The sequence below is a fragment of the Aestuarium sp. genome, from assembly GCF_023253315.1.
Lineage (GTDB): Bacteria > Pseudomonadota > Alphaproteobacteria > Rhodobacterales > Rhodobacteraceae > Marivivens > Marivivens donghaensis.
Window position 1 is genome coordinate 1 of the sequence record NZ_JALRGW010000033.1, and the last position, 20,617, is coordinate 20,617.

General features: G+C 55.1%; 20 protein-coding genes. 7 read left to right on the forward strand and 13 right to left on the reverse strand.

Annotation, left to right across the window (positions count from 1 at the left end):
- On the reverse strand, window positions 1–547 hold a 547-nt coding region (gene hslO / locus AC1QQ2_RS12805; RefSeq protein WP_479713422.1), incomplete at its 3' end, for an Hsp33 family molecular chaperone HslO.
- A 77-nt stretch (window positions 548–624) separates the two neighbouring features.
- Here hslO and AC1QQ2_RS12810 point away from each other — a divergent pair.
- Window positions 625–1,056, forward strand: coding sequence for an NUDIX hydrolase (locus tag AC1QQ2_RS12810; protein ID WP_479713423.1), 432 nt, complete (start codon window positions 625–627; stop codon window positions 1,054–1,056).
- Here the strand turns inward: AC1QQ2_RS12810 and AC1QQ2_RS12815 are convergent.
- Window positions 1,053–1,817: a hypothetical protein gene (locus AC1QQ2_RS12815; protein WP_479713424.1), complete on the reverse strand. Its 765-nt coding sequence runs from the start codon at window positions 1,815–1,817 to the stop codon at window positions 1,053–1,055. The genes AC1QQ2_RS12810 and AC1QQ2_RS12815 overlap by 4 nt on opposite strands.
- A 126-nt stretch (window positions 1,818–1,943) precedes the next feature.
- Here AC1QQ2_RS12815 and AC1QQ2_RS12820 point away from each other — a divergent pair, with 126 nt between their 5' ends.
- Together AC1QQ2_RS12820 and AC1QQ2_RS12825 are read left to right on the forward strand one after the other, a co-directional pair.
- Window positions 1,944–3,170 carry an argininosuccinate synthase gene (locus AC1QQ2_RS12820; RefSeq protein WP_067552461.1) on the forward strand — a complete coding sequence of 409 codons (1,227 nt, stop codon included), beginning with the start codon at window positions 1,944–1,946 and terminating at the stop codon, window positions 3,168–3,170.
- A 70-nt stretch (window positions 3,171–3,240) separates the two neighbouring features.
- A complete protein-coding gene (locus tag AC1QQ2_RS12825; protein WP_479713425.1) occupies window positions 3,241–3,525 on the forward strand; it encodes an SCP2 sterol-binding domain-containing protein in 285 nt (94 codons plus the stop codon).
- Here AC1QQ2_RS12825 and AC1QQ2_RS12830 read toward each other — a convergent pair.
- From AC1QQ2_RS12830 to AC1QQ2_RS12845, 4 genes are all read right to left on the reverse strand, one after another.
- Window positions 3,522–4,241 (reverse strand): sulfotransferase-like domain-containing protein, encoded by a 720-nt coding sequence (locus AC1QQ2_RS12830; RefSeq protein WP_479713426.1) that lies wholly within the window; start codon window positions 4,239–4,241, stop codon window positions 3,522–3,524. The two genes, AC1QQ2_RS12825 and AC1QQ2_RS12830, sit on opposite strands and share 4 nt — an antisense overlap.
- Entirely contained in the window at window positions 4,241–5,146 is a 906-nt protein-coding gene (locus tag AC1QQ2_RS12835) for a D-amino acid aminotransferase (protein WP_479713427.1), read from the reverse strand. The genes AC1QQ2_RS12830 and AC1QQ2_RS12835 overlap by 1 nt, the downstream gene beginning before the upstream one ends.
- A gap of 171 nt (window positions 5,147–5,317) precedes the next feature.
- Window positions 5,318–6,184, reverse strand: a complete 867-nt coding sequence (locus AC1QQ2_RS12840) for a ribokinase (RefSeq protein ID WP_105236180.1) — start codon at window positions 6,182–6,184, stop codon at window positions 5,318–5,320.
- 4 nt (window positions 6,185–6,188) lie between these two features.
- Window positions 6,189–8,444 (reverse strand): NADP-dependent malic enzyme, encoded by a 2,256-nt coding sequence (locus AC1QQ2_RS12845; RefSeq protein ID WP_067552446.1) that lies wholly within the window; start codon window positions 8,442–8,444, stop codon window positions 6,189–6,191.
- A gap of 125 nt (window positions 8,445–8,569) precedes the next feature.
- Here AC1QQ2_RS12845 and mutS point away from each other — a divergent pair, with 125 nt between their 5' ends.
- On the forward strand, window positions 8,570–11,188 hold the full coding sequence (mutS, locus tag AC1QQ2_RS12850; RefSeq protein WP_479713428.1) for a DNA mismatch repair protein MutS: 2,619 nt from the start codon (window positions 8,570–8,572) through the stop codon (window positions 11,186–11,188).
- Window positions 11,189–11,226: 38 nt separating this feature from the next.
- Here mutS and AC1QQ2_RS12855 read toward each other — a convergent pair whose 3' ends face one another.
- Together AC1QQ2_RS12855 and hrcA are read right to left on the reverse strand one after the other, a co-directional pair.
- The gene (locus AC1QQ2_RS12855) at window positions 11,227–11,790 is read right to left on the reverse strand and encodes a nucleotide exchange factor GrpE (RefSeq protein ID WP_105236181.1); all 564 of its coding nucleotides are present in this window, start codon (window positions 11,788–11,790) and stop codon (window positions 11,227–11,229) included.
- Between the two features lie 9 nt (window positions 11,791–11,799).
- Window positions 11,800–12,858: a heat-inducible transcriptional repressor HrcA gene (hrcA, locus tag AC1QQ2_RS12860; protein ID WP_105236182.1), complete on the reverse strand. Its 1,059-nt coding sequence runs from the start codon at window positions 12,856–12,858 to the stop codon at window positions 11,800–11,802.
- 114 nt (window positions 12,859–12,972) lie between these two features.
- On the opposite strand from hrcA, the gene rph reads away from it, so the two are divergent.
- The 3 genes from rph to hemW are packed head-to-tail and all read left to right on the forward strand — an operon-like array spanning window position 12,973 to window position 15,441.
- Window positions 12,973–13,683 carry a ribonuclease PH gene (gene rph, locus AC1QQ2_RS12865; RefSeq protein ID WP_067552422.1) on the forward strand — a complete coding sequence of 237 codons (711 nt, stop codon included), beginning with the start codon at window positions 12,973–12,975 and terminating at the stop codon, window positions 13,681–13,683.
- Window positions 13,680–14,291: an RdgB/HAM1 family non-canonical purine NTP pyrophosphatase gene (gene rdgB, locus AC1QQ2_RS12870; RefSeq protein WP_067552419.1), complete on the forward strand. Its 612-nt coding sequence runs from the start codon at window positions 13,680–13,682 to the stop codon at window positions 14,289–14,291. Before rph ends, rdgB begins: the two co-directional genes overlap by 4 nt.
- Entirely contained in the window at window positions 14,284–15,441 is a 1,158-nt protein-coding gene (hemW, locus tag AC1QQ2_RS12875; RefSeq protein WP_479713429.1) for a radical SAM family heme chaperone HemW, read from the forward strand. The genes rdgB and hemW overlap by 8 nt, the downstream gene beginning before the upstream one ends.
- Here the strand turns inward: hemW and AC1QQ2_RS12880 are convergent.
- The 5 genes from AC1QQ2_RS12880 to mnmE form a co-directional block, all read right to left on the reverse strand.
- A complete protein-coding gene (locus tag AC1QQ2_RS12880) occupies window positions 15,438–16,340 on the reverse strand; it encodes a ParB/RepB/Spo0J family partition protein (protein ID WP_479713430.1) in 903 nt (300 codons plus the stop codon). The genes hemW and AC1QQ2_RS12880 overlap by 4 nt on opposite strands.
- A 10-nt stretch (window positions 16,341–16,350) precedes the next feature.
- Window positions 16,351–17,151, reverse strand: a complete 801-nt coding sequence (locus AC1QQ2_RS12885; RefSeq protein WP_105236187.1) for a ParA family protein — start codon at window positions 17,149–17,151, stop codon at window positions 16,351–16,353.
- Window positions 17,144–17,749, reverse strand: coding sequence for a 16S rRNA (guanine(527)-N(7))-methyltransferase RsmG (rsmG, locus tag AC1QQ2_RS12890; protein WP_479713431.1), 606 nt, complete (start codon window positions 17,747–17,749; stop codon window positions 17,144–17,146). Before rsmG ends, AC1QQ2_RS12885 begins: the two co-directional genes overlap by 8 nt.
- A complete protein-coding gene (gene mnmG, locus AC1QQ2_RS12895) occupies window positions 17,746–19,623 on the reverse strand; it encodes a tRNA uridine-5-carboxymethylaminomethyl(34) synthesis enzyme MnmG (protein ID WP_479713432.1) in 1,878 nt (625 codons plus the stop codon). The genes rsmG and mnmG overlap by 4 nt, the downstream gene beginning before the upstream one ends.
- Window positions 19,624–19,625: 2 nt before the next feature.
- The coding region (gene mnmE, locus AC1QQ2_RS12900) for a tRNA uridine-5-carboxymethylaminomethyl(34) synthesis GTPase MnmE (RefSeq protein ID WP_479713433.1) at window positions 19,626–20,617 on the reverse strand (992 nt) is incomplete at its 5' end.

Here is a 20,617-nt window from a genome sequence, read left to right on the forward strand (position 1 = left end):
CTTCATCCTTGCCCGGAAGAGTGGATTTGCCGAACGACAGCTCAAACCGTGTCGGGAGCTGTTCGGACTGCGCGAAATATGTTTCAGCGCAGGCCGAGAGCGATCCACCAGCGATCGGCGTGATGCCTTGATACGGGGTGGTGCCCTGCCCTTGGTCGATGAGGATCGCGAAATAACCCTGTCCAATCATCTCGAACGGGGGCTTCGACGGATCGAGGCGGGTTTCATCAAACGACGCATAGCCACGAATACGACCGATCTCGCCCTCGGCTTGCGGCGCGTAATAGTCCGTCGCGATCAGACGCGCAGGGCCGCTACCCCGAACCTGAAGTGACAGTTTCCAACGCAGTTTCAGCGTTTGACCGATCAGAGCCGTCAGCAGAGCCATCTCTGCGACCAAGGCTTCGATCTGGTCTGGGTAATCATGCTGCTCTAAGACGCGGTTCAGCACCCCGTCCAAACGGGCCACACGACCACGCACGTCCGACGCATCGAGTTGAAACGGGAGTACAGTGTCGTCCCAAGCGATCTGGCTGCCGAGTGTCATAGGCTTTCCTTGTTAGGCGAGGTTTGGCATACCGCGTCCATATATGCGCATCAAGCGCAGGTCCAAGGGGTATTATCATGAGTATTCGATTTGGTGAGCCGATCCGGCGCGACGTGAAATACAAAATGCGCCCCGGCGCATATGCCATTTTGCCCCTCGGTGGACGGCTTTTGCTGACCCATCAGGCAGAACCAGAGGACGAATACCAACTCCCCGGTGGTGGCATCGACGCAGGCGAAAGCCCGATTGCCGCGCTTCACCGTGAAGTGTTCGAAGAAACAGGCTGGCACATCGCAACCCCCCGTAAAATTGGGTTTTATCGCCGTTTCTGCTATATGCCTGATTACGACATGTGGGCCGAAAAAATCTGCCACATCTATCTCGCGCGCCCTGTCGCACGCATTAGCGCCCCGACCGAAGCAGGTCACACGGCGCTTTGGATGGACAAAGACGCGGCCGAGGTTCTCGTATCAAACGAGGGCGACCGCGCCTTTATCGCGTCACTTTAATCGATCAACGGACGTTTTTCGATCAGGTGACCGTAAAGCGTGGTCAGAATGCTGATTCCGACCATGATGAATACCCAGTTCACAGCCACATCCAAAACAAACGCGATGATGCCCGCAAAGTTATAGACCTGACCGATGATCAAGCTGATCAAGAAGTTCAGGACAGCCAAAATCACAGATACACCGAAAATGGTGCCAGACATCGGCTTGGTCGCAGCCATGGATTCGGAGACTTTGAGCGGTTCACGCAGTGCGGTTGCAGGGAGAACCAGACCGATACGCAGCCAAATATATGAGACCGCAAAACCCAATGCGACGCCGAGGAAGATCGCCACCCCCATTGAAGCCGTCAGTGCGGTCAAAAGTCCGATAACAAAGGCCACAACAAAGACGACCAACCCAACGAGCAACGACAGAACCAATGTCTTTCCGATGTAGGCGCCAATTGGCTGACCTTTAAACGCAGGCAACATCCCTGGATATTGTTCCAGTAGGACAAAGCGGTGCCATGCAACTGCGATCCACGCAAAGACGACCGTGAAGATGACGATCGCAAGTAGGATGAACATGAAAGCGGCGCCAGCATTAGAACTGCGACCTTGTTCCATCTGAGAAATAAAATCGATATTCAGGCCCAACCCGAAAAAGCTGATACCGATCAGCAATAGACCGATCAGGATCGGTCCGACTGACACTTTAAGCGCTTCAGCGAGGTTGCCGAAGATCATGTTGAAAGAGTGTAAAATCAATTTCCACGCCATAACGTAGCTCCTATTTAAATATTTCGAAGAAAGAGCCACGATCACCCCCCTTCCGTCAATGGGCTTCCCTTGCTTGCGCCATGAAAAGAAGGTATCGCCCTGTCGATCTTATTAAAGGAGAGCCCGATGTCTGCACCCAAGAAAGTGGTCCTCGCCTATTCCGGCGGCCTCGACACGTCGATCATTCTGAAATGGTTGCAGACCGAATACGGCTGCGAAGTTGTTACCTTCACTGCTGACCTTGGTCAGGGCGAAGAACTGGAACCTGCACGTGCCAAGGCTGAAATGCTCGGCATTAAATCCGAAAACATCTACATCGAAGACGTTCGTGAAGAATTCGTTCGCGACTTCGTCTTCCCGATGTTCCGCGCGAACGCTGTTTACGAAGGTCTCTACCTGCTCGGCACCTCGATCGCGCGTCCGCTGATCTCCAAACGTCTTGTTGAGATCGCGCACGCCACTGGTGCTGACGCTGTGGCCCACGGCGCAACAGGCAAAGGCAACGATCAGGTTCGTTTCGAACTGTCCGCATATGCTCTCGACCCGTCGATCAAAGTGATCGCACCTTGGCGCGAATGGGATCTGACCTCGCGCACCAAACTCATCGAGTTTGCTGAACAGAACCAGATTCCGATCGCAAAAGACAAACGCGGTGAGGCACCGTTCTCTGTCGACGCGAACCTCCTGCACACTTCGTCCGAAGGTAAAGCGCTGGAAAATCCAGCCGATGCAGCACCGGAATACGTCTACCAGCGCACCGTTTCGCCGGAAGAAGCACCCGATACGCCTGAGTTCATCGAAGTTACCTTTGAAAAGGGTGACGCAGTGGCAATCAATGGCGAGGCAATGTCGCCCGCTACGATCCTCACTGCTCTGAACGAATATGGTCGCAAGCATGGCGTTGGTCGTCTCGACTTTGTTGAGAACCGCTTTGTTGGTATGAAGTCACGCGGCATCTACGAAACTCCGGGCGGCACCATCCTGCTTGAAGCACACCGTGGTATCGAACAGATCACCCTCGATTCCGGCGCTGGCCACCTCAAAGACAGCCTAATGCCGCGTTATGCAGAGCTGATCTACAACGGCTTCTGGTTCTCGCCTGAGCGCGAAATGCTGCAAGCTGCCATCGACAAGTCTCAAGAGCACGTCACTGGCACCGTTCGCCTGAAACTCTATAAGGGTTCGGTCAATACCGTTGGCCGCTGGTCGGATCACAGCCTCTATTCCGAAGCACACGTCACGTTCGAGGACGATGCTGGTGCATACGATCAGAAAGACGCTGCAGGCTTTATCCAGCTGAACGCGCTGCGTCTGAAGCTTTTAGCTGCACGGAACAACCGCGTCAAAGGTTGACGCAGCGTTTCAATTGCGCAATTGATGGCCGCTCCCTAGCCGTATGTCACGGCAGATACAGGGGGCGGCCATGTTATTTTCAGAGATCGTAGAACGGCTATCAAAAGGGCTAGACCCAAGCCGTTTGAGCGACGTTCTAAAGTTCGACTGCGGGCAAGATGGCGTCGTCACGCTCGGCCCCAATGGAATCGGTACCGTAGATCAAGATGCCGATTGCACCATCGCAATAACGACCGAAAACCTTGCCAAGCTGCTCGCTGGAAAGCTGAACCCGATGACAGGTGTGGTGACTGGCAAACTAAAGATATCTGGTAATCCTGCGGTCGCCATGAAACTCGGTAAGTTACTGGGCTAGCATCGTATTTTCAGTTTTTCGAGGCGTTCGTGGTGCGGAATTGCCTGTTCTAACAGAGCTTCATGCTCTGCCTGAACAGCGGGCAATGGACTCTCTGCGCCAGCAAATCCTGTCGAATTATGAACGGCCTCATACCAGACCTTGGCCCAGACGCCGTCAGCAGGATGCCCACCCGTGGGCCATGACAACATCGCAGGATCCCAATCCAGACCGAGCGCATCACAAAGTGCGCGCAGCATATCTTCGGGATCTTGGCGGATGTCAAAGCTATCAATCACAATGGGCTGTTTTCCATCCGCGACGAGTTGATCGAACAGCTCGCTCTGCTGGGTGAACCCAATATCGGCCAAAGTCAGGTCGGCATACTTCTTCGAAAAACTGGCGATCACACGGGCGGGATGACGCAATAGAAACACGTTCTCTACCGCAGAAATCCAATCCCGAGGAATGTCGGGCAGCATGTGTTGGCACATGTGTTTTTGGTAAAAATGGGGTTTCCCCGCTGGAATGGGCCCCAAAAGATCGTCAACGACCGCCACAGCATCCGTTTTCTGCGAGGCGATCACCTCATCCCGCATCGGGTGATCCAATCCCGTTTTCACCAGATAGGCAGCGTAAAACGGCTCATCGACAACGGCGAAATCCTCTCGCGCCCCGAAAGAATACATCATCGCTGTCGAAAGGTTCCTTGGCCCAGACCACATTGCGATCCGCATCAGTTTGCCTCGCTTTCAATCAGTGCTTTGTAGAGGTCGCGAATGCGCTGCGTCACAGGCCCCATTGTGCCCGTTCCGATCTGCCGACCATCGATTTCAGACACTGGTGTTTGCGCACCGAAGGTACCCGTAAGGAATGCCTCATCCGCGCCGTAAGTATCGACAAGAGAATAGTTTTTCTCGAACACTGGAATGCCGTTCTGAAGACAGACGTCGATCACTTTAGCGCGCGTAATCCCATTCATGCAGTAGTCGCCCGTGCTCGTCCAAACCTCCCCTTTCCGAACGATAAAGAAGTTGCACGCGTTGGTCGTGTTCACAAACCCATGCACGTCGAGCATCAGGGCTTCGTCCGCACCAGCCTTTTCCGCAGCAATGCAGGCGAGGATGCAATTCAGTTTAGAGTGGCTGTTCAGTTTCGGATCTTGGGTCATCGGCAACCCACGGATATGCGGAACTGTGGCCAGACGGATCGGACGCGGAATGGAGGGTTTCGAATGTTCCATGATGATCGTCACCGTCGGCCCCTGACGCGACAGCGACGGATGTTGGAACGGACGACTTTTGACACCGCGCGTCACCATCAACCGCGCATGCGCATCGGTCGTCATGTCATTCGCCGCCCGCGTTTGTTCGAGCGCACCAATCACCTCGGCACGGGTCATCCCAATATTGAGGTCGATCGCTTTGGCCGCCTCGAACAGTCGATCCATGTGATCGTCTAGAAACGCCCAGCGCCCGTCATAAAGGCGAAGCCCCTCCCACACACCATCACCCAGCATGAAGCCAGAATCGTAGACCGACACCAAAGCTTCGGCTTTGGGGACGATACGACCGTTTAGGTAAATGAGGATGGTTTCGTTTCTGCTGTCTTCTTCCGCTTGGTGCGTGGTCACATGAGTCATCGCATCCTCCTTTTGATCAAAAGGCTAGACGCGAGAACGAGCACAGAAAAGCGAAAAATCGGCTTTAGCTCAGCGAGGAATTCATCGACCAAAGTTGCCGAGCGGGACGAGAGAATCCAAATGTAAACATAATACAAAATTAGACTCTAAAACCCCTTATTAGGGTCTATTTTAAGGGCGAAATGCCTGAACTTCGGCCAGATCAGGGATCACATCGGCGGTGCCTTTGCGCGTCACCATTAGTGCGCCCGCCTTCGTCGCCTGCTGGATCGCCTGAGCCATCGGCATCCCACGATCCAACCCAGCGAGGACATATCCCGTGAACGTGTCCCCTGCCCCCGTGGTATCGACGGGATCAACTTTGATCGCGGGGAATTCGGTGCGAGTTCCACCTTCGATCAAAACCGCGCCTTTCGATCCCATCGTGATGATGACCGACGCAACACCGAGGTCTTCGGCATCCTTGCCCAGCGCATCGCGGAGCTGCGCCATTTCAATCTCGTTCAGGATCAAGAAATCGAGGTATGGCAAAACGGCCTCAACCGCTTCCGCAGAAAACGGTGCGGCAGCATATGCCACCCGAAGCCCCATTTCGCGACCAAGGGCCAGAGCATCCGCCTGACCGTTGGTTTCGTTCTGCGTCACAATCCAGTCGCCGACTTGGGCTTCGGACAATGCGCCACGGATCAGATCGTCGGGTATGGCGATGTTCGCGCCTTGATGCAGGATGATCGCATTTTCGCCCTCTGCATCGACCATGATGATGGCTTGGGCCGGATCGGCATCGACCTCTTTGATGAAACGCGTATCAACGCCGTACTCCATCAATCTGTCACGGGTCCAAAGGCTGTCGGCGGTCACCGCGCCAATATGCCGAACGTGCGATCCCGCCCGCGCTGCCGCAACGGACATGTTCGCGCCCTTACCACCCAGAAAAACCTGTCGGCTGAGTGACGCGAGAGTTTCCCCTGGGGCGGGAATATGCGGCATGGAATAAACGATGTCGGTGTTGATCGACCCTAAATTCCATACCGCCATGTCATCATCCTACGTTGCAGGCAGCCAGCACCGCCATGTTCATAATATCGTTCACTGTAGATACCGTAGAACAAATCTGGATTGGCTTGTCCACGCCAGCGAGGATCGGACCAATCACGGTCGCGCCACCCATTTCCTGCATCAACTTGACCGAGATAGAGGCTGAGTGACGTGCAGGAACGACGAGAACGTTTGCTGGACCTGTGAGACGGCTGAACGGGTAATGTTCCGCCGATTTCGGGTTCAGAGCCACGTCAACGGTCATCTCGCCTTCGTATTCGAAGTCGACGCCGCGTTTATCCAGAACTTTCGGCGCGATGTGCATCTTTTCAGCGCGTTCAGACACTGGATAACCGAAGGTCGAGAACGAGACGAACGCAACGCGCGGATCAAGGCCGAGGTCTTTGGCAACAGCAGCGCCGCGCTCTGCAATGTCGGCAAGGTCTTCTTGGTCTGGCCATTCGTGGACCAGAGTATCAGCGATGAGAACGATGCGGCCTTTGTTCAGGATGGCAGAAACACCAGCCGCACCCGATTTCGGGCTTGCGTCGAACACGTGGTTAATCGCTTCGAGGACGTGTGCAGATTTACGGGTCGCACCAGTGACAAGGCCGTCACCGTGACCATGAGCCAACATCAGCGCACCGAACACGTGGCGGTCACGGGATGCGAGGCGGTTGATATCGCTGCGGTCAAAGCCTTTGCGCTGAAGGCGCTGATACAGGAACTCTTTGTACTGCTCGAGGTGCTGCGTGTTACGCGCATTGACGACTTTAACCTCGTCAATCGCATCAGACAGACCTTCTTGGGTCAGCAGATCAGCAACTTCCTGTTCGCGACCGATAACGAGTGCTTGGCCCATGCCGCTGCGCTGGTATTGAACCGCTGCACGCAGAACGCGGGGATCGTCGCCCTCTGCAAAGATGATAGTCGCTTGGGCAGCACGCGCACGAGCGCTGAGGCTCTGCAGGATGCTCGCGGTCGGATCCATTCGCGACTTGAGTGACAGCTCGTAGGCTTCCATGTCGACAATCGGACGACGTGCAACGCCCGTATCCATGCCCGCTTTGGCAACGGCGGTTGGGATGCGGTGGATCAAACGCGGGTCGAACGGCGTCGGGATGATGTAATCGCGGCCAAAGGTCAGCTTCTTACCATAGGCCACAGCAACTTCGTCAGGCACATCTTCACGAGCCAGTTCGGCGAGAGCGTTCGCACAAGCGATCTTCATCTCGTCGTTGATCGCACGTGCGTTCACGTCGAGTGCACCACGGAACAGATAAGGGAAGCCCAGAACGTTGTTCACTTGGTTCGGATAGTCAGAACGACCCGTCGCAACGATGGCGTCTTCACGGACAGAGTGCGCCTCTTCGGGCGTAATCTCTGGATCAGGGTTCGCCATTGCGAAAATAACGGGGTTCGGCGCCATGCTGGCAACCATCTCGGTCGTCACGGCACCTTTGGCCGAAACGCCCAAAAACACGTCAGCGCCATTCATCGCATCCGCGAGGGTGCGGGCATCCGTGGCCGCAGCGTGAGCCGACTTCCATTGGTTCATGCCTTCGGTGCGGCCCTTGTAGATCACGCCCTTGGTGTCGCACATGATGCAGTTGTCGTGCTTTGCGCCCATCGCTTTGACCAGTTCGAGGCATGCGATCCCTGCCGCACCTGCGCCGTTCAGAACGATCTTACAATCTTCGATCTTTTTGCCAGAGATGTGCAGCGCGTTGATCAGGCCAGCGGCACAAATAACAGCGGTCCCGTGCTGGTCGTCGTGAAAGACGGGAATATCCATCTCTTCTTTGAGGCGTTGCTCAATGATGAAGCACTCAGGCGCTTTGATATCTTCAAGGTTGATGCCGCCGAACGACGGTCCAAGCAGGCGAACAGCGCGACAGAATTCATCTGGGTCTTCGGTATCAACTTCGAGGTCGATAGAGTTCACATCCGCGAACCGTTTAAACAGGACGGACTTGCCTTCCATCACGGGCTTAGAAGCCAGCGCACCGAGGTTACCAAGACCCAGAACAGCCGTGCCGTTCGAGATCACAGCCACAAGGTTGCCCTTGTTGGTGTAGTCATATGCCGTCTCGGGGCTGGCCGCGATTTCCTCACAGGGGACCGCAACGCCGGGCGAATAGGCAAGCGACAAATCCCGCTGGGTCATCATGGGCACGGTCGCTGAGACCTCCCACTTACCGGGGGTTGGTTCCATGTGGAACGTCAGTGCATCCTCGCGTGTGACCTTAGATTTGGACATTGCTTCCTCCGTTAGCGCCACAACCCATTACCTTTCCTTACACTATTGCCGCAACGGGATATCTTTGCACTTTCGTCGCTAACATTGGCTGGTTAGGTATATTCCCGACCGAAAAGAGGAAAATTATGTCCAACGTCACGCCGATGATGGCGCAATATCTCGAAATCAAGGCCGCTCACCCCGGTGCATTGTTGTTCTATCGCATGGGCGATTTCTACGAGATGTTCTTTGAGGATGCCGTCGCGGCCTCAGAGGCGTTGGATATTGCGCTGACCAAACGCGGGAAGCATGACGACGAAGATATTCCGATGTGCGGCGTCCCCGTTCATGCCGCCGAAGGCTATTTGCTAACGCTGATCCGCAAAGGGTTCCGCGTTGCGGTTTGCGAACAGTTGGAAAACCCCGCCGAGGCAAAGAAGCGCGGCTACAAAGCGGTCGTCAAACGCGATGTCGTGCGACTGGTCACGCCCGGCACCCTGACCGAAGACAGCCTTTTGGATGCACGCCGCCACAACTACCTCGCCGCTTTTGCCGAAGTGCGGGATGAGGGCGCATTGGCGTGGGTCGATATTTCAACGGGCGCGTTTCACGTGGTGCCCTGCGCGGCGGTTCGGCTTGGGCCTGAACTGGCGCGCCTCACCCCGCGTGAAGTGCTGCTGTCCGACGATAGCGCACACCGCGCGACAGTCGAAGAGTCAGGCGCTGCCGTGTCGGAGCTTGGTAAAGCAGCGTTTGATAGCACTCTGGGCGATAAGCGCCTTTGCAGTCTCTATGATGTCGCCTCTCTCGACGCGTTTGGAACCTTCACCCGCGCCCAAGTTTCGGCCATGGCTGCGGTCGTTGAATATCTAGAAATTACGCAAAAAGGGAACCTACCCCTCCTGCGCCCACCTGTTGCCGAAGGCGAAACGGCCAATATGCAGATCGACGCCGCGACGCGTCGGTCGCTTGAGTTGACCCACTCTATGGCGGGCGGTCGTGCTGGATCGCTCCTCGCTACGATTGACCGCACGGTTACAGCTGCTGGCGCCCGCTTGCTAGAGCGTCGCTTGTCCTCTCCATCACGCACAATCGACACCATTCAGGCCCGACAGGATGCGGTGAGCTATTTTGTCGAAGAAACCAAACTACGCCAATCGATCCGCGATGGGCTCCGCGGTGTGCATGACATTGACCGCGCCCTCTCCCGCCTCGCACTTGATCGGGCAGGCCCGCGGGATATGACGGCAATCAGAAACACGTTGGGTCAGGCAGAGCAGATCGCGGCCAGTTTGCCAGACAGCTTGCCCGACCATCTACAGTCAGTGACGGGCGACCTGATCGGGCATGACGACCTCTTGGACCTCTTGGATCAAGCACTGATCGCAGAACCGCCGCTACTGACCCGCGATGGTGGCTTCATCGCGCCGGGTTATGACGAGGAACTCGACGAAGCGCGCACCCTTCGGGACGAAGGCCGCAGCGTGATTGCAGCAATGCAGGCGGAGTATTCAGAGCTCTCTGGGGTTCCAAGCCTCAAGATCAAGCACAACAACGTTCTGGGCTACTTCATCGAAACCACCGCGACCCACGCGGAAAAGATGATGACGCCACCGCTGAACGAAACCTTTATCCACCGCCAAACCACCGCCAATCAGGTGCGTTTCACCACCGTTCCATTGAGCGAGATTGAAACGAAGATTCTGAACGCGGGTGGTCGTGCGCTGGAGATCGAGAAACGTCTCTATTCCAGCTTAAGAGAGGCTATTATTGCGCAGGCTGCCCCTCTTTCGGCTCTTGCTCGGGCGCTATCTGAACTGGACGTATCTGCCGCCCTCGCTGATCTTGCAAAGGCCGAGGATTGGACCCGCCCGGTCGTCGATATGAGCCGCGCCTTTAACATTTCCAAGGGGCGCCACCCTGTCGTGGAACAATCGTTGAAGAAATCGGGCGACCCGTTTGTGGCGAACGATACCGACCTGTCCAAGTCGAACATCTGGCTGCTCACTGGTCCGAACATGGCTGGTAAATCGACCTTCCTTCGTCAGAACGCACTGATCGCGGTGCTGGCGCAGATGGGAGCTTGGGTGCCTGCACAGTCAGCGCACATTGGTTTGGTTAGTCAGATCTTTAGCCGCGTGGGTGCCTCCGATGACCTCGCCCGTGGCCGTTCGACATTTATGGTCGAGATGGTGGAAACCGCAGCGATCCTGAACCAAGCAGACGACCGCGCCTTGGTCATCTTGGACGAAATCGGACGCGGGACAGCGACATACGACGGCCTGTCGATCGCTTGGGCAACGCTAGAGCATCTGCATGACGTGAACCGTTGCCGCGCACTGTTCGCGACGCATTACCATGAAATGTGCCAGCTTGCGGACGAACTCGACGGCGTCGACAACGCGACTGTCACCGTGAAGGAATGGGATGGCGATGTGATCTTCCTCCACGAGGTCAAACGTGGCACGGCGGACCGCAGCTACGGCGTTCAGGTCGCGCGCCTAGCTGGTTTGCCCACTGCCGTTGTGAACAGAGCCAAGGTCGTTCTGGAAGCACTGGAAAAAGGTGAACGCGAAGGCGGCACGGCCCAGAAAGCGCTGATTGACGACCTGCCGCTCTTTGCCGCCGTTGCCCCAGCACCCACGCCTGCGAAATCCGCACAGTCCGAAGTCGAAGACCGTCTCAAGGATATTTTCCCAGACGACCTATCGCCCAAAGAGGCGCTATCCCTACTCTACGAACTAAAAGAGCTGGCGCAAAAATAACGCCAGCTCCGAATTTTGACTGATTGTGTGTGGTCCGATTAGGACGCAGGCATCGACGACACACCGACCTGCGCAGGGCGCAGCAGACGGTCGTGGAGCATAAAGCCAAGCGCGGAAATCTGAATGATGTCACCCGCTTTGGTGCCTGGGAGCGGTGCTTCAAACATCGCCTCATGCTGCTGCGGATCGAATTTGTCGCCAACCGCCGGTTCAATCTTGGTGATGCCATGCTTTGCGAACACGTTCAGCAGCTCGCGCATGGTCAGTTCGATACCCTCAATCAGAGCGGCTTGAGCTTCGCGCTGATCTTCAGAAATCGCATCAATCGCTCGGTGCATGTTGTCGTAAACAGGCAGCAAATCGCGCGCGAGTTTCGAACCGCCATAGTTTTCGGCTTCGCGACGATCACGCTCTGCACGGCGGCGCGAGTTTTCGGCATCAGCCACAGCACGCAAGAAGCGGTCTTTGAACTCATCGCGCTCTGCGGTCAGTTGAGCAACCACATCAACTTCGCCCTCGCCTTCGGCCTGATCTTCTGCACCCAGTTCAATTTCGTCAGCCTCGGCAGCAAGTTCATCAAGGCTTTTCGGTTCTTCGCTCATTTCTATTCCTCAACTTTGTCCGGACAGGACACGCCCGACCAGTTGCGCTGTATAATCTACGATTGGCACGATCCGTCCGTAATTGAGACGAGTCGGCCCAATGACGCCAACAGCGCCAATGATCTTACGGTCGGCGTTCATATATGGAGAAACCACCAAAGAGGAACCCGAAAGTGAAAAAAGCTTGTTCTCTGAGCCAATAAAAATGCGAACGCCCTCGCCTTCTTCGGCAAGTTCTAGGAATTCAGAGATATCTTGCTTGCGTTCAAGGTCATCAAACAGGCTCCGAATGCGTTCTAGGTCGATACCGCTCTCTTGATCAGCAAGCAGATTGCCTCGTCCGCGCACGATAAGGCGCTCGGTCGATTCGCCCTTGTTTTCCCAGACAGCGATACCACTCTCGACCAGCTGCGCGGCAAGACTGTCAATTTCTTGACGCCTTGCGTTGATCTCGCGGGTCATGACCGTAGACAGCTCGGATAGCGTACGGCCCTCGGCAAAAGAATTGACGAAGTTCGCGGCCTCACGAAGTGAACTCGGCGTTTGACCAGCAGGCGGCGTGAAAAGACGGTTCTCCACATGGCCATCCGCAAACACAAGAACGACCAGTGCGCGATCTGGGCCGAGCGATACGAACTCAATATGCTTGATCGGGGCTTCGTGTTTCGGCGTCAGAACCAAAGATGCCCCACGGGTCACACCAGACAGCGCAGACCCAACCCGATCCAAGAGCACATTCACATCGCCATTGGCCGCGTCTAGCGTTTGGTCGATCTTTTCACGGTCATCCCCGCTGAGAGACACCTCAAGCAGACCATCTACAAACATACGAAGGCCCGTTTGGGTCGGAATACGGCCAGCCGACACATGAGGACTACCGACGAGGCCGAGGTATTCGAGGTCCTGCATCACGTTGCGGATCGTCGCCGCGCTGACCTTTTCAGACATTTCGCGGGACAAAGTGCGCGACCCGACGGGCGCACCAGTGTCCAGATACCCCTCAACAACACGGCGAAAGACTTCGCGTGAGCGGTCATTCATTTCACTTAACAGTGGCGTATTGTTCATTTCAGCGTTTCCCTAGGGCGAGACAATTAAAACGCTGGGGATCGGCGCGTCAATCGGGCTTGGTTTTCGGACCAGTCCAGCGTATCCCACCCTCAACAGATAAAGGAGAGTTTAATGCGCCCCTCAGGTCGTCAGATAGATGAAATGCGTCCGATTTCAATCGAAGTCGGTGTCACGAAACATGCCGAAGGGTCTTGCCTGATCAAAGTGGGTGACACTCATGTCCTTTGCACTGCCACGATCGAAGACCGCGTGCCTCCGTTTATCAAAGGCTCGGGCCTTGGCTGGGTGACTGCTGAATACGGCATGCTACCGCGTTCGACGGGTTCGCGGATGCGCCGCGAGTCCACGCAAGGCAAACAAGGTGGCCGCACCGTTGAAATCCAGCGTCTGATCGGTCGCTCGCTTCGCGCTGGTGTGGACCGTGTTGCGCTGGGTGAACGCCAGATCACAATCGACTGTGACGTGATCCAAGCCGACGGCGGAACCCGCTGCGCATCGATCACTGGCGGCTGGGTCGCGCTGAAACTCGCCGTGAACAAGCTGATGAAGGCTGGCGACGTTATCTCTGATCCGCTGGTGAACCCTGTTGCAGCAGTGTCCTGTGGGATCTACGCGGGCCAGCCTGTTCTGGACCTCGACTATCCCGAAGACTCCGAAGCGGGCGTAGACGGCAACTTTGTCATGGCGGGCGACCGTCTGGTCGAAGTCCAGATGAGCGCTGAAGGCGCAACATTTACCCGTGATCAAATGGCAAAGCTGATGGATCTCGCGGACAAAGGGATTGCTGAACTCGTTGCAGCCCAGCTTCAGGCGGTAAAATGACACGGCGGTTTGACGGGAAAGAACTAGTCGTTGCCACTCACAACAAAGGCAAGCTCGAGGAGATCGCTGATCTCCTCGGCCCGTTCGGGATCACGCTGACCTCTGCTGCGGATCATGGCCTATCTGAGCCTGAAGAAACCGAGTCCACCTTTGTCGGCAACGCACGGATCAAGGCACATTACGCTGCAAAAGAGACTGGTTTGCCTGCTCTCTCGGACGATTCAGGGATCGAGATCGACGGGCTAGATGGCGCACCGGGTGTCTACACTGCAGACTGGGCCGAAACGCCAAACGGCCGTGATTTCGTCATGGCGATGGAGAAAACGTGGGCAAAATTGGAAGAGGTTAACGCCCCCTTCCCACGGACCGCTCGTTTTTGCTGTACGCTAGTTTTGGCTTGGCCAGACGGACACGACGAAGTGTTCCCTGGGATCATGTCTGGACAGATCGTTTGGCCGATGCGCGGCGACCAAGGCCACGGCTACGACCCCATTTTCCAACCCGACGGCTACGACATCACGTTTGGTGAAATGGACCGTTGGGAGAAGAACAAGATCAGCCACCGTGCGGACGCGTTCGCCAAACTGGTAAAGGGTTGCTTTGCCTGAGGATTGGGAAAACGGGGGCTTTGGGCTCTACATCCACTGGCCGTTTTGCCAGTCGAAATGCCCCTATTGCGACTTCAACAGTCACGTCGTCGCGTCCATCGACCAAGATCGCTGGGCGCGCGCCTATTTGTCAGAGATCGATCGCGTCGGACAACTGACCCAAGGCCGCATACTCAAATCAGTTTTCTTTGGCGGCGGAACACCGAGCCTCATGGACCCCGAATTGGTCCACGCCATCCTTGATAAGGTCCGCAAGACATGGCGGATGACCAACTCTTGCGAGATCACGCTGGAAGCCAACCCAACGTCTGTAGAAGCAGGCCGTTTCTACGGATACCGCGATGCAGGCGTAAACCGTGTCTCGATGGGATTTCAGTCTCTAAATAACGACGATTTGCGCGCTTTGGGTCGATTGCACAGCGTCGAAGACGCCATGAAAGCCTTCGATGTCGCACGAAATGTGTTTGATCGCGTTAGTTTCGACCTTATCTACGCGCGGCAGAATCAAACGCTTGAAAATTGGCGAATTGAGCTGAAACAGGCTCTATCGTTGGCGATTGATCACCTGTCTCTGTATCAGCTCACAATTGAGGACGGCACAGCATTTGGTGATCGCTACGCCGTCGGCAAACTGCGTGGTTTACCTGACGACGACGCGGCTGCAGACATGTATGACGCAACCCAAGAGATCTGTGATCAAATGGGGTTCCCTGTATACGAGGTCTCAAACCACGCCCCCGAAGGCGCAGAGAGCCAACATAATCTGATCTATTGGCGCTACGGCGATTACGCTGGGATCGGCCCTGGCGCGCATGGACGACTAACGCTCAACGGCATCAGGCATGCGACCGAAACCCATACTGCTCCCCAGATGTGGCTCAATGCAGTTGAAACTAAGGGTAGTGGTGAAACTCTATCTGACGCGCTCACCGCCGAAGATGCAGTTACAGAGTTTCTCTTGATGGGTATGCGCCTCACTGAGGGCGTTGACCTAAATCGCCTACAGGCTTTAGGCGGCAATCGGTTCTCAAACAATATTGACCGTATGACCGAAATGGGCTTTGTCGAAACGAAAGCGGGCCGCCTGTGCGTCTCTGCAACTGGGCGGCCCGTTCTAAACGGTGTTCTGCGAGAGCTTCTGGCCGATTAACCGACCGACAAAATCCGCAGTAGATCGTCGAGTTGGTCAAGGTTCGAATAGCTGATCGTTACCTTGCCAGCTTCGCTACCAACTGGATGATCGATCGATACCTTCATTTTCAAGTTCGCGCTCAATTCCTGCTCGAGCTGTGCAGTATCAGGGTCTTTTGCGGCCGCACGAACGCGATTGTTCTGGGCCACTTTCTCTTTCGCAGGATCCACTTTAACCAATTTCTCAGTATCGCGGACGGACAGCCCTTGCTGGATGATCTTCTGCGCAATGGCAGAAGCTTGATCGTTACCGACCAAAGCACGGGCGTGACCCGCGCTCAACTTACCCTCAATAACCTGCGTCTGAACATCCTGCGGAAGGTTCAGAAGACGCATCAAGTTAGCAATATGGCTACGGCTCTTACCCAGCGCTTGGCTGAGCTGTTCTTGCGTATGCCCGAAGCGATCCATCAGCTGTTTGTAACCTGCCGCCTCATCAATTGCGTTCAGGTCAGCGCGTTGGATGTTTTCGATGATCGCGACTTCGAGAACTTCAGTATCGGTGAAATCCCGCACAATGACAGGCAGTTCATGAAGCTTAGCGATCTGCGAGGCACGCCAACGGCGTTCCCCAGCAACAATTTCGAATTTAGCATCGTCGCGCGGTGATTTACGCACGATCAGTGGCTGAATGACGCCCTTTTCCTTGATCGACGACGCAAGTTCATTGAGCGCGTCTTCATTAAAATAACGGCGCGGCTGATCAGGGTTCGGTTCAATACGTTCAATCGCAACCATAAGATCTGGGGCGCGCGGTGCTGGAGCTCCAGTGCTGCGATCAACAGGTGCGGTTACGTCCGACATGAGCGCGGAAAGACCACGGCCAAGCCCACGATTTCGGTTCGGTTTATCAGCCATCTGCCTCTCCCTATTTCTTTTCTCGTTCAATCAGTTCTTCGGCCAATTCGCGATAAGCCTGACTGCCACGTGACTGCGGATCATATTCCAAAATGGTCATCGCGAAAGACGGCGCCTCGCTTAGACGCACATTACGCGGAATGACCGTTTTAAAGACCAAATCACGCAAGTTCTCGCGCGCGTCATCTTCAACCTGCTGAGATAGGTTGTTCCGACGATCATACATCGTCAAAACAACACCTTCGATGGCGAGATCGGGATTCGCCGTCAGACGCACCTCGCGGATGGTCAACATCAGCTGTGACAGACCTTCGAGCGCATAAAACTCGCTCTGCAGCGGCACGATAACCGAATCCGCAGCAACCATCGCATTGATCGTCAGAAGGTTCAGAGACGGCGGGCAGTCGATGATGATATAATCGAGGGCAAAAGCATCAATTGCAGGCTGGCGCAGCGCATCATGGAGCAGGAAGCTCCGCTTTTCATTGGATATAAGCTCGATATCAGCCGAGCTAAGGTCCGTTGTCGCGGGAATGACCAATAGATTTTCGACAGTCGTCTTATGAATCGCATCAAAAAGTGATTCCTCACCGACGAGCAGATCGTAAGTCGTCACATTCCGTTCATCTGGCTCGATACCCAAGCCAGTCGAGGCGTTCCCCTGCGGATCCAGGTCGACAAGCAGAACATTTCGGCCCAATTCGGCAAGGGCCGCTGCCAGATTGATCGAAGTGGTTGTCTTACCAACTCCACCTTTTTGGTTCGCCACCGCAATAATTTTTGGCTGAGTTGTCCGGCTCAAATCAGACACGGGAAAATCCTTTGATTGAAATCACGCAAGCATCGCCATTGGTGATACTTGGCACCTTATTGTAATCAAAGGCCCAAGATTGCTTTGCCTCAATTATTTCGTCGTCTGCAGTTTTCCCCTTTTGGAATACAGCAACACCGGTTGGAGCCAGATGTCGTTCTGCAAAGCCGAGCAGAATGGTTAACGATGCCAAGGCGCGCGCTGAGATTACATCAGCGTTCTGAGGCGGCGCCATTTCGATGCGGTCATCTAGGACAGTAGCATTCAAACCAAGTTCACGGATCGCTGTGCGCAGGAACGTCGCCTTGCGTTGATCGCTCTCAATCAGAGTAAATCGTGCCTCCGGCTTCTTCTCGACGGCGATGGCCGCAAGGATAATGGCCGGAAAACCGCCGCCACTTCCAATATCTACCCAGTGGTTCCACTCGACTGGCGCGGATTCCCAAACCTGTGCGGAATCCACGATATGGCGATCCCAGATATGCTCGGCGTCGTTACGAGCGATCAAGTTGATCTTTTTCGTCCATTTGCGAACCAGATCCTCGAACGCCCCTAACCTCTCCAATGTTTCACGTGAAACATCTACACCTGCGATCATGCCGACTTCGCCTTTTCATGTTTCCTGATCCGCGCGAGCAGCAAAACTAGTGCTGCGGGCGTCATCCCCTCAATACGCGAGGCCTGTCCAATAGTCGTTGGCCGAACACGGTTCAATTTCAATGCCAGTTCATTCGATAGCCCCGACACACCCGTGTATTCGAATCCTTCTGGAATCTGCACCTCTTCGTCTCGGCGCAGGCTTTCGATATCCTTTGCCTGACGGGAAATGTAGTGAGCATAAAGCGCGTCGCGTTTGATTTGCTGTCGAACCTCAGTAGTGATCTGAGACGCTTCCGGTACCAGAGCGAGCAATTCGGCATCTTCAAATTCGGCGAGCGACAGCGCATCTAGAGCAGTCCTTCCAGGACCATCTGGGTTCAATTTAACACCAGCATCTGAGATCTGACGCGCACTCAAAGCCACACCCGACAGAACGTCTCGTGCATTTGAAATCGCTGACATTTTTTCGCTGAATGACTCCCAACGATCATCACCGACACAACCTACGTCCCGACCAAATTCGGTCAAACGCTGGTCCGCGTTGTCAGCACGTAGCGAAAGGCGGAACTCTGCTCGCGAAGTAAACATGCGATACGGTTCGGACACACCGCGGGTGATCAAATCATCGATCATCACACCAATGTAGCTGCTCGTACGGCTGAACGTGATTGCATCGCCGCTTTGGGCAGTCCGCGCAGCATTCAGACCAGCGACGAGCCCCTGCGCCGCCGCCTCTTCATACCCAGTCGTACCATTAATTTGGCCTGCCAAGAATAGACCCCCGACATCCCGAAGCTCCAACGACGGCTTCAGCGCTCGCGGATCAACGTAGTCATACTCGATCGCGTACCCAGGCTGGAGGATCGTAACATTCTCCAAACCCTTCATTGATCGAACATAAGCTTCCTGCACGTCGACGGGGAGCGATGTCGAAATGCCATTCGGGTAAATCGTCGGATCATCGACACCTTCTGGTTCAAGGAAAACTTGATGCGAGGATTTGTCAGCAAAACGCACGACTTTATCTTCAATCGACGGGCAATACCGCGGACCGATCCCCTCAATGTGTCCACCATACATCGCGGAACGAGACAGGTTATCGCGGATAATCTCGTGTGTTTTTTCGTTTGTGTGGGTAATTCCGCAAGAAATTTGCGGTGCAGTGACGGACTTGGATAAGAACGAAAAGAGCGATGGCTCATCATCACCTGGCTGGCTTTCAAGGTCTGTCCAGTCAATCGTGCGACCATCGAGCCGCGGCGGCGTGCCTGTTTTCAATCGACCGAGCGGTAGTCCAAATCCATCGAGGCGTTCCGCCAACTTGATCGAAGGCTTATCACCCATTCGACCACCCGATTTTCGGACATCACCAATATGAATAACGCCGCGCAGGAATGTCCCAGTCGTCAGGACCACAGCGCGTGCTTTAATTTCTGATCCATCGTCCAAGATCACGCCAGCAACGCGATCTCCGTCCATAATCAGATCGGTTGCTTCACCCTCAACAACCGAGAGATTTGGCTGAATCTGGACCAAATGCTGCATTGCGGTCCTATAACGAGCTCTGTCCGCCTGCGCCCGAGGCCCTTGAACAGCCGGCCCCTTTTTGCGGTTCAACAGACGAAACTGAATGCCGGCAATGTCCGCCGCAACGCCCATGACGCCATCGAGCGCGTCAACTTCGCGAACTAGATGCCCTTTACCAAGGCCACCTATAGCGGGATTGCACGACATCACACCGATGGAGTCAAAGCTCAACGTGACCAGTGCGGTTTTAGCACCCATACGTGCCGAGGCATGTGCTGCATCGGTTCCAGCATGACCACCACCGATCACGACAACATCAAAGTCCAAATGTTTCACGTGAAACACTCCTATTTTCCGATGCAAAAGCTGGAAAAGATGACGTCCAGCAAATCTTCAACATCCACACGGCCCGTGAGCGATTCTGTCGCCCGAGCCGCTGTTCGAATCTCTTCCGCGATAAGATCGGTCATTCCCGTTTCGCTGTCCACGAGCGCAATCGCAGTATCCAACGCCTCACACCCACGCAGGAGCGCAATTCGATGACGTTCCCGCATTGCAACGCCAATACGAGCAGTCTTAGCAACCAGTCGCTCTTCAATCAGAGCAACAAGACGATCAATACCCGCGCCCGTCTTGCCTGAGACACCGATTTCAGAGCTATTAAACTGATCCTGCTTAGCCCGGACAATCAGCGTATCGTTATCAAAATGCTGTGAGATATCTTCAGCGATATCCAACATGTAGATAACAAGATCAGCAGCCTCAGCCCGTTTTCGCGCCAACTCGATCCCCAGACCTTCGACGATATCGTCGGTCTCACGCAGGCCAGCCGTATCCAGAACGGTGACTGGAAGACCGCCCAAATCCATACGAACCTCGATCACATCGCGGGTCGTCCCAGCGATTTCCGAGGTAATCGCCGCCTCGCGCCCAGCTAGACGGTTCAGAAGCGTCGATTTTCCAACGTTCGGCGAACCAACAATCGCGACCTCAAAGCCATCACGAATGCGTTCAGCGATGCGCACACCTTCGGCCTCGGCTTGCATTTCTGTCTGAACGCCGCGCAACAAATCGGTCACTTCAGGCATCACATCGACGGGTACGTCTTCATCGACGAAGTCGATCGTTGCCTCAACCAACGCTGCCGCGCGAACTAGACGCTCTCGCCAAGCGATGACCTTATCACCCAATGCACCTTGAAAAACGCGAAGTGCTTGTTTTCTTTGTGCTTCTGTTTCTGCGTCTAACAAGTCCGCCAAGCCCTCTGCTTGGGTTAAATCCATCTTGCCGTTGCGAAACGCTCGACGCGAAAACTCGCCCGCTTCGGCGGCTCTAAACC